5 protein-coding genes and 1 riboswitch are annotated in these 9,979 nt (G+C 28.0%); all 5 genes read left to right on the top strand.

Annotated elements, in window-relative coordinates:
• Nucleotides 1–413: 413 nt before the first annotated feature.
• The 5 genes from CLOACE_RS12160 to CLOACE_RS11000 all read left to right on the top strand — a co-directional run bounded on the left by CLOACE_RS12160 (nt 414) and on the right by CLOACE_RS11000 (nt 9,872).
• The gene (locus CLOACE_RS12160; protein WP_070111305.1) at nt 414–3,392 is read left to right on the top strand and encodes a cell wall-binding repeat-containing protein; all 2,979 of its coding nucleotides are present in this window, start codon (nt 414–416) and stop codon (nt 3,390–3,392) included.
• Between the two features lie 499 nt (nt 3,393–3,891).
• A complete protein-coding gene (locus CLOACE_RS11015; RefSeq protein WP_070111304.1) occupies nt 3,892–4,392 on the top strand; it encodes a spore coat protein in 501 nt (166 codons plus the stop codon).
• A gap of 179 nt (nt 4,393–4,571) precedes the next feature.
• A riboswitch (SAM riboswitch) is annotated at nt 4,572–4,674 on the top strand.
• Nucleotides 4,675–4,770: 96 nt separating this feature from the next.
• Nucleotides 4,771–6,051: an O-acetylhomoserine aminocarboxypropyltransferase/cysteine synthase family protein gene (locus CLOACE_RS11010; protein ID WP_070111303.1), complete on the top strand. Its 1,281-nt coding sequence runs from the start codon at nt 4,771–4,773 to the stop codon at nt 6,049–6,051.
• Nucleotides 6,052–6,063: 12 nt separating this feature from the next.
• Complete coding sequence (metA, locus tag CLOACE_RS11005; protein ID WP_070111302.1) at nt 6,064–6,975, top strand: homoserine O-acetyltransferase MetA; 912 nt, start codon at nt 6,064–6,066, stop codon at nt 6,973–6,975.
• Nucleotides 6,976–7,127: 152 nt separating this feature from the next.
• Nucleotides 7,128–9,872 (top strand): cell wall-binding repeat-containing protein, encoded by a 2,745-nt coding sequence (locus CLOACE_RS11000; RefSeq protein WP_341465059.1) that lies wholly within the window; start codon nt 7,128–7,130, stop codon nt 9,870–9,872.
• Nucleotides 9,873–9,979: the final 107 nt, after the last annotated feature.

The raw sequence follows: 9,979 nt of genomic DNA, 5'->3' as shown, positions 1-9,979 counted from the left end.
AAATAAGTCATTTCATTAAGACACTCTAAGAATAAAAAATAAAAAAACTCCTACCCAATTTATGCCCCGTCCTTGGGGCGGAAATTGGCTCATCACGTCCTGTGATGAATTACGGAGTTTTTTTATTTTTTCTTCTAAGATTGTCTAAAACTCATTCTAATTATTTACAAACTCTCTTTATGAGGCTGCCTTATTATTTTTATATAGATTATTTTTAATTATTTTCTATATGCAAATTATTTCAAATATTGTTTATTCAAAAACGCATACATAAAATACCTAAATAAAAAAGAAAATTATTCGAAAATTTGTTATAATAGAATTAGAATGTTTATGTAATGAATAAAATAAAAACTAAATTATGAAATCAATAGAAAATTTATCATATAACTGATTTCAAGGAGGTTTATAGTATGAATAAGAAAACAGGAAAAGCTCTTGCTAGTACTGCAGTAACTATGCTAGTAATGGCTGCTGCCTTAAATACTACCAATTTTAATGCTAAAGCAGCAGAAGTAGATAGAGTAGGTGGACAAAACAGAATAGAAACAGCTAATAATTTGGCAAAATCCACTTTTAAAAGTGCAAATACAGTAATACTTGTAAATGGATGGGGCTATGCAGATGCAGTAAGTGCTGCACCTTTATCAAAAAAATTAAATGCTCCAATTCTTTTAACAAAAAACCAAGGATATTTAGAAAAAGAAGTAAAGGATGCAATAAAAGATTTAGGAGCTAAAAAAATAGTAATAGTAGGTGGAAATGGAGTTATTTCCGATAAAATTAAAAATGAATTATCTAATAAATATTCAGTAGAACGTATTGCTGGAGTAAAAGATAAAACTAGAATGGGAACAAATGCAAAGGTTGCAGAAGAAATATTAAAGGGAAGTAGTGTAGATACAGCTATATTAGTAAATGGACAAGATGGCTATGCTGATGCTTTATCTGTAGCTTCTATTGCAGCAGGAAAAGGATATCCTGTATTATTTGCTAGTTCTAAAAATGTAGCAGATTCTGTTAAAAATGTAATAAAACAAAAAGGATTAAAAGTTTTAGTAGTAGGTGGAAGTGGAGTTTTACCACATAAAGTTATAAATTCCGTTAGTGGAAATAGAATAGCCTCTGGTGCAGACAGATTTGAAACTAATTTAAAGGTATTAGATTACTTTAAAGATTCATTGGATTTTGAAAATATGTATGTAGCTGCAGGAGGAAAAACTTCCTATGAATTTGCAGATGCTTTAGTGGCTTCTTCAGCAGCAGCTAAAAATGGAGCACCAGTAGTTTTAACTGGCATAGGAGCAAATTATAATCAAAAATCCAATGCAGCTAATTTTATAAAAAATAATAAAAAAGACAAAACAAAAGTAGTTTTAGTTGGAGGAGAAGCTTCTATTGATAGAGATGTAGCAGAAGATATAAAATCCAAAGTAAAAAAAGAAGAAGATAATAGCAATAATAATAATTTATCTGAAATTAAATCTGTAGAAGGAGTAACAGATTTAATAGACTATACTAAGTCAGGAAAATTATGTTTAGATTTAAAAGTAAATAACCGCAATTTTGATTTAGATGAAATAAGAAATGCAGGATATGAAATAGAATTTCAATCTTCAGAAGAAATTTTTGAAGATGAAAGAAAAACTAGCAAAACAGGTGAATTGCTAAAAGGAAAAGAAGGAGACAAAGACGTTAAAAATGGTACAGGCTTAGCTGGTCTTTATACTTATAATCCAAGTAAAACAGATGACTTTTCCTACAAAGTAGTAATTAGTAAAAATGGATCTATAGTAGCAGAATCTAAAGAAGTATTTGTAGATGTTATAAATGGAGAAAATACTGCTACAAAAATAAATGACTATGTATTAAAACTTTATGAAGATGTAGATGAAGATAAGATGGATGAAGATCAAATAACTATATATAGTAATACTTTAATTGCAGGAGAAAAAGTATTTATTACAGATGTAAAGGCAAATACAGTAGATGGTAAAGAAAATGCTAAAATAACAGACTTTACTTTAGAATCTTCTAACCCATTTATAGCTACTGTAGGAGAAGATACTATAGATGGAGAAGATTATAAAGTTATAAAAGCTGTAGCAGATGGAAATACTACAATTACAATAAAATCAGGAAATTTCAGAAAACAAATTAATATAAAAGTGCTTAAGAAAAACGATGATACTAAACGTAAAGTAAGTAAGGCAGCATTAGATGTACCTAATATAAAAATGGCACAAGGAGGAAAAGCTACTTTTGAAGTGTCATTATTTGACCAATATGGAGATCCAATTAGAGAAGCAGAAGAAAGAGAAGATTTTACAGTAAAAGATACTATAAAGAGTAATAGAGATAATAGTGAAATAGCAAGGGTAGATGTAAAATACAAAGAAGGATTTACAGGAACTGATGAAAAGGGAAGATTTGATGTGGAAATTGAATCCACAGGCAATAAAACAGACAATGGAAAGTTAGAGATTTACAAGAAAAATGGTGCAAGAGTTGCTTCAATACCAGTAGAAATAAGTGGGGAAGTGCTATACGATCATGTTTCCTTAGAAGCTAAAGATTCAAAATCAAAGGATTTAACTTTAGATATAAATGCAGAAGCTGCAGATAAAAACTCTCAGGACGTAGTAGAACTAAAATTAAATGAATACACTAAAAATAATGTGCTTATAAGTTCTTGTGATGGAAGTTTAGACAGTCTTCAATCTAAAGATGGAAAACATACTTTTAAAGTAGAAGTACAACCAGATAATAACAATAGTATTGATGAGGATGACGATGATGATTTATTTGAAGTTGATTTAGAAGATAATGATACAATTACTGTTAAATTTAAGAGAACAGAAGAAAATTTAAAGAAAGTAAATTTAGGAACTGTAAGTGTAGTAGTTAAAGAAGGCGGAATAATTAGAGACCACAAAAAAATAAAAATAGTAGATTCTTCACCAAAAATTAAACGTGTAGATTATGTTAGAAATGTAGAAATAAGCAGTGATTATATTCCAATTAGTTCTATAATTAGTATGGATTCAGACCATAAAATTATTAATAATTCTATACAACTTGAAGGTTCTGCTGGAGATGGTAAAATAAAAATTAATGATGATGGTATAATATATATAAACACTGATGTAGATGATAGCCAAGATGATGATGATTTTGATGCTTATGATATATATCTTGGTAGATTATCTATAGCTTACAAAGATGGAGATTTAGAATTAGCAGATAAAGAAGAAGATAGAATATCTAACCATGAATTTAAACTTGATAGAATTAGCGGAAAAGATATCAATGGCACTGTAACTATAGGTGTTATAAGACAACATGAAACTACTCCATTTAAAATGGTAGATGTAAAAGTTAAGCAAAAATAAAAAGGCTTATTATCGCAATAGGTTGTTGAATAAAAAATCATTAATATAATTTGCAGATAGGAAATAATTAAAAATAATAAGACAGGCAATAATAAGACAGACTTATAAAGAGAGTTTGGAAATAAATCATTTCATTAAGACACTCTAAGAATAAAAAATAAAAAAACTCCTACCCAATTTATGCCCCGTCCTTGGGGCGGAAATTGGCTCATCACGTCCTGTGATGAATTACGGAGTTTTTTTATTTTTTATTCTAAGAGTGTCTAAAATTTATTCAAATTATTTCCAAACTCTCTTTATAAGTCTGTCTTATTATTGCCTGTCTTATTATTTTTAATTATTTCCTATCTGCAAATTATATTAATGATTTTTTATTCAACAACCTACATAAATTTGTAAAAAAGTAGTATTTAAACTAAGTTTAGTTACTATCTTTTTTAGATGAATTTTTGAATAAAATTAATAGTATAATACCAAACTAGATTTGGAGGTGTTTTTAATGAGTATTACATTATCACAAAAAGAAAGAATGTTATTAGAAGACCAAAAAAGTCACGAGCAACTATGTATAGAAAAGTATTCAAATTATGCAAGTCAAACTAATGATGCACAATTAAAGCAAATTTTTAATGCTAACCGTCAAACAGAGCAGGAACATTTAAACAGTATTAATCAATTGTTAAGTGGTCAAATTCCACAAATGAATCAACAACAAGGTGGTCAGCAACAAAGTGTAAATGCACAAGCTACACAAAATTTAGCTAATAATATGAATCAAAATGCTCAGCCATCTGGTATGGAAAATGTAAGTGATAAAGATATGTGTTCAGACTTGTTAATGACAGAAAAATATGTATCAGGTACTTATGATACAGCAATTTTTGAATTTAGAGATCCAAATGTAAGAAGTGTGCTAAATCATATACAAAAGGAAGAACAGGAACACGGAGAAGCTATTTATAAGTACATGGAAAGTAAAGGTTTATACAATATACAATAAGTTTTATTAGGTAAGTAAAACCCTATGTTTTTAAGTGTAATTATTAAAATTACATTTTTATCTACATAGGGTTTTACAATATTTTTGTTTAATATAGTTGACAATTTTATTTTTATGTATTAAAATAAGTTCAATGCTTAATTGCGTGGAAAATAAAGTATTTTAAAATTTAATATTTTTTCTTATCAAGATTGGTTGAGGGACTGGCCCTATGACACCAAGCAACCTGAATATTTTATTCAAGGTGCTAATTCCAGCAGGAATATTCCTGAGAGATAAGAGGTTTGTATATATACAAATTTATAACTAAGTTTATAACTGCTTCTTATTTCTAAGAAGCAGTTTTTTTATTACAAAAATTTTAAGGAGGTTATTTTTATGAGAGGTAAATGGGGGTTAGGAACTATATGTGTACAAGGAGGATATAATCCAAAATCAGGAGAGGCAAGAGTGCTTCCTATAATACAAAGTACCACATATAAATATGAGGATCCAGATCAAGTTACAAGATTATTTGACTTACAGGAAGAAGGACATATGTACACAAGAATTAGCAATCCTACAGTAGAAGCTTTTGAGGAAAAAATAAATAATTTAGAAGGAGGAGTGGGAGCAGTTGCTACAGCTTCAGGACAATCAGCAAGTCTTTTAGCATTTTTGAATATATGTAAAAGTGGAGACCATATAGTTTCTTCTTCTACCATATATGGAGGAACTTATAATCTTTTAAATGTTACTTTAAAAAAATTAGGTATAGATGTAACTCTTATAGATCCAAATGCTAGCGAAGATGAAATAAAATCAAAAATAAAAGAAAACACTAAGGCAATTTTTGGAGAAACTATAGGAAATCCAGGATTAAATATATTGGACTTTCATAAATTTTCTAAAATAGCTAAAGAGTTTAAAATACCTTTTATTGTGGATAATACTTTAGCTACACCATATCTTTGCAGACCTTTTGAATTAGGAGCAAATATAGTAATACATTCTACTACAAAATACACAGATGGTCATGCTACTAGTGTAGGTGGGGTAGTAGTAGATGGAGGAAATTTTAATTGGGATAATGGAAAATTTAATGAATTTACAGAGCCAGATGAAAGTTATCATGGCATAAAATATTGGGAAACATTTAAAGAAAAAGCCTATATTGTTAAAGCAAGGGTACAGTTATTAAGAGATTTAGGAAATTGCATGAGTCCATTTAATGCTTTTTTAAATCACTTAGGATTAGAAACTCTTCACTTAAGAATGAAAAAGCATAGCGAAAATGCATTAGACTTAGCAAATTGGCTTGAAAAAAATGAAAAAGTAAATTGGGTTAATTATCCACTACTTAATGGTAGCGAAGGATATGAATTAGGAAATAAATATTTAAAAAAAGGTGGAAGCGGCATATTGACATTTGGAATTAAAGGCGGAATAGAAGCAGCTAAAAAATTTACTAAAAATCTTAAAATTACTGCTTTAGTTGTACATTTAGGAGATGCTAGAACTTCTGTACTTCATCCAGCTACTACTACACATAGACAACTTTCAGAAAAAGAGCAAATAAAAGCAGGAGTAGCACCAGATTTAATAAGAGTATCTGTAGGTATAGAAGATATAGAGGATATAATTGAAGATTTTAAGCAAGCTTTAGATAAAATAGATTAAGGAGGATTGGTTATGCCTATAATTATAGAAAAAAATCTTCCAGCTTCTAAAATACTTACAAATGAAAATATATTTGTAATGCATAGAAAAAGGGCATTAACTCAAGATATAAGACCTCTTAAAATAGCTATTTTAAATTTAATGCCTACTAAAATTGAAACTGAAACTCAACTTCTTAGACTTCTTGGAAATATACCTTTGCAAGTAGAAATAACATTGCTTCATACAGAAAGTCATGAAAGTAAAAATACTTCTAAAGAACATTTAGTAACTTTTTATAAAAACTTTAGAGATGTAAAAAATGAAAAATTTGATGGTATGGTTATAACAGGAGCTCCTGTAGAAAAAATTGATTTTGAAGAAGTAGAGTATTGGGAAGAATTAAAAGAAATAATGGAATATACTAAAACCAATGTAACATCTACACTTCATATTTGTTGGGGAGCACAAGCTGCACTTTATTATCATTATGGTATTCCTAAACATGATTTAAAAGAAAAAATGTTTGGAGTATTTCCTCATAAAGTTAATAATAAAAAATGCAAGTTACTAAGAGGATTTGACGATAAATTTTATGCTCCTCATTCAAGGCACACAGAAGTGAGAAAAGAAGATGTATTAAAAAATAAGAATATTAAAATTTTAGCTGAGTCAGATACTTCTGGTGTGTATATATGTGGAGCAAATTCTGGGAAACAAATATTTGTAATGGGACATTGTGAATATGATGAGGATACTTTAGAAAAAGAATATAAAAGAGATATAGATAAGGGATTAAAAATTTCTGTGCCAAAAAATTATTTTTTAAATGATAATCCTAAAAATGAAATTGTGGTTTTATGGAGAGGACATGGAAATTTACTTTTTTCTAATTGGCTTAACTATTATGTTTATCAAGAAAGTCCATATAATTTTATAAATTAGTTAAATTATAAATTGAAACTATTTTCCTAATTATAGAAATTTATTTATAGTTATTATTAAGTTTTAATTAATAAATAAATGCTATAATTAAATAGAGAATTTTTCTATAATAGGGGGAATGGTCTATGAATAGAAAAATAAGTTGACTAAATATAATAGTTTTTATAGCTATTTTATTAAATATATTTTCACTAAATACAAAGGCAGCCGAAGTTGTTAGAATAGGTGGAAAAACTAGAATAGAAACAGCTAATTATTTAGCTAGTAAGGAATTTGTTAAAGCAGATACAATAATACTTGTAAATGGTTGGGGTTATGCTGACGCAGTAAGTGCAGTGCCCTTATCTAAAAAATTACAGGCTCCAATTTTATTAACACAAAATGTAGGACCTTTAGAAGAAGATATAAAATATACTATAGAAAAATTACAAGCTAAAAGTGTAATTATAATAGGTGGAAAAGGTGTTATTTCTGAGGAAATAGAAAAAAATTTAAAAACTAAATATAAGGTAGAGAGAATTTGCGGAACTGTAGATACTACTAGAATGGGAACAAATGCAGCTGTAGCTTATGAAGTGCTTAAAGATAGTTATGTAAATACGGCTATATTAGTAAATGGACAAGATGGTTATGCTGATGCATTAACTGTATCTTCTATAGCTGCATCAAAAGGTTATCCTGTTTTATTTACTAAATCTAAGGAATTACCAAATTCGATTAATAATATTATAGAAAAGTACAATTTGAAAATACTAGCTGTAGGGGGAAAAGCAGTATTATCAGATGAAATACTGGATTTAGTTAGGGGAGAAAGAATAGCTTTTGGAAAAGATAGATTTGAAACTAATTTAAGTTTGTTAAATTGGTGGAAAGCAAGAGATTTTTCTAATATATATGTAGCTGCTGGAGGAAGAGGGGACAAGGAGTTTGCCGATGGGTTAGTGGCAGCTTCTGCAGCGGCAAAAAATTATGCTCCTTTGCTATTAAGTGGATTAGGAGCTAATGAATATCATATACAAGGGACTTTAAAGTATATTGAAGATAACATAAGTAGAAAATCTATTATTAGCATAGTTGGAGGGGAAGCTTCTGTAAGTAAGAGCATAGAGGAATCTATAAAAAACATAGTTTATAAAATAAATAATCCAGATTTGCAAGAAATAAAGGAAGTAGAAGCTGTTACTAAATTAGTAGATTTTAAAGAGTATGGAATTTTGAGGGTAAAAGTTAAAATTAATGGTATAGAAGTAAGTATTGAAGATTTAAATAAATATGGTTATAGTGCGGAATTTCAAAGTGATAAAAGTGTATTTTATGATGAAAGTATAAGTAAAAACGGGGAACTTTCAAAAAGCAATTTAATGCAAATTTACAATAAAGATAAAAACAAAATAGAAGATTTTAGTTATAAAGTAGTTATTACAAAAAATAAGTCCATAGTAGCTGAATCTTCAATTACAGAGGTAAATATTATAGACGGGGAGTTTACAGCTATAGATATAAAAGGGTATTGTTTAAAACTTGTGGATAAATCAGGAGAACCAGAAATAAAAAGTGGAAAAGTTCTAGTGGGAGAGGTTTTAAAATTAAACAATGTAATATGTGATACAGTAAATGGAAGGATAAATGCCAATGTAACAGATTATGTTACATTGGAGTCTTCCAATTCATTTGTAATTTCCATAGAAGGAAAAAATATAAAGGCATTGTGTCCAGGAGAAGCTATTATAACTATAAAATCTGGAGTTGCTGAAAAAAAGTTTACATTAACGGTTTTAGATAATAATGAAGAAAATAAAAGAAAAATTTTTAAAGTTGAGCCAGAAATACATTCTATAAAATTGGCTAAAGGAGGCAGCAAAACTTTTAAATTAAAATTCAAAGATCAATATGGAGAGGATTTTTTAGCAGCAGAAAATGGTATATACAAAGATTTTTATATAAAGGATTTTATACAAGATAATAGAGACAATTCATTGGCTAATATTGAAGTAATAAATAAAGAGTATGATACTTATGTAAAAATACAATCTACAGATACTATAGATGGTAGCGGTGATTTATATATTTACAATTCTAATGGAGCAGTAATATATAGTATTTTTATAGAAGTAAGTGAAAAAATTTTATTTCATCATATTAAATTAGAAAGTGAAAAATATGAAAATGCTTTAATTTTAGATATAAATCCAGAATCTGCAAGAGATAATAATCAAGAAGAAATTAAGCTTAAATTAAATGAGTATGCTGAAGACAATTCTTTTATTGGAACTTGTGAAGGAACAGAAAAAGAACTAAAAACAAAAGATGGAGCACATATTTTTAATTTAAAAGTAAATACTCAAGGAAAAACTATACCTTATATATTAAATTTAAAAGAAGGTGTAATTTCTATTAAGTTAAATAGGCAGTATATTTCTAATATAGAAGAGTGTGAAATAGTAGTTGAAATTATTGAAAAAGGTGTTATTAGAGATTTTAAAACTATAACTATTAAAGATTCTTCTCCTAAAATAATAGAATCAAATTTAAAAAATGGAGTAGAAGGAAATAGTGCTACTATTCCTATACATTCTATTATAGATTGTGAAAACATAATAATAGACAAGCTTTCAGGAGATGGCAATGTTAAAATTTCAAAGGAAGGTATAATTTATATAGAAACCAACATAGGACATGATTATTACAACTACAATCCAGAAGAAGATATTTACTTAGGAAGATTAGTGGCTTTTAAAAAAGAAGGCAATATAGAGTTTGTAAATATCTCACAAGGAAACTTTAACTTCAAACCAGAAAATGGAGAAATCAATGGCATAGTAACAATTGGAGTATTGCGTTGTCATGAATCTACACCTTTTAAAAGGTGTTTTCTAAAAATAGTGGTAACATCTTAGTTTACAGGTTGAATAAAAAATAATGATATAATTTGCAAATAGAAAATAATTAAAAATAAGCTGTACAAAAATAATAAGACAGTGGCATAAAGAGAGTTTGGAAATAA

Source organism: Clostridium acetireducens DSM 10703, assembly GCF_001758365.1.
GTDB lineage: Bacteria > Bacillota > Clostridia > Clostridiales > Clostridiaceae > Clostridium_C > Clostridium_C acetireducens.
This window is presented reverse-complemented; position numbering and strand designations above follow the sequence as displayed.

Bases quoted from the DNA above. Each gene is read 5' to 3' on its own strand.
- CLOACE_RS12160 (WP_070111305.1), top strand. From the start codon at position 414: ATGAATAAGAAAACAGGAAAAGCTCTTGCTAGTACTGCAGTAACTATG.
- CLOACE_RS11015 (WP_070111304.1), top strand. From the start codon at position 3,892: ATGAGTATTACATTATCACAAAAAGAAAGAATGTTATTAGAAGACCAA.
- CLOACE_RS11010 (WP_070111303.1), top strand. From the start codon at position 4,771: ATGAGAGGTAAATGGGGGTTAGGAACTATATGTGTACAAGGAGGATAT.
- metA (WP_070111302.1), top strand. From the start codon at position 6,064: ATGCCTATAATTATAGAAAAAAATCTTCCAGCTTCTAAAATACTTACA.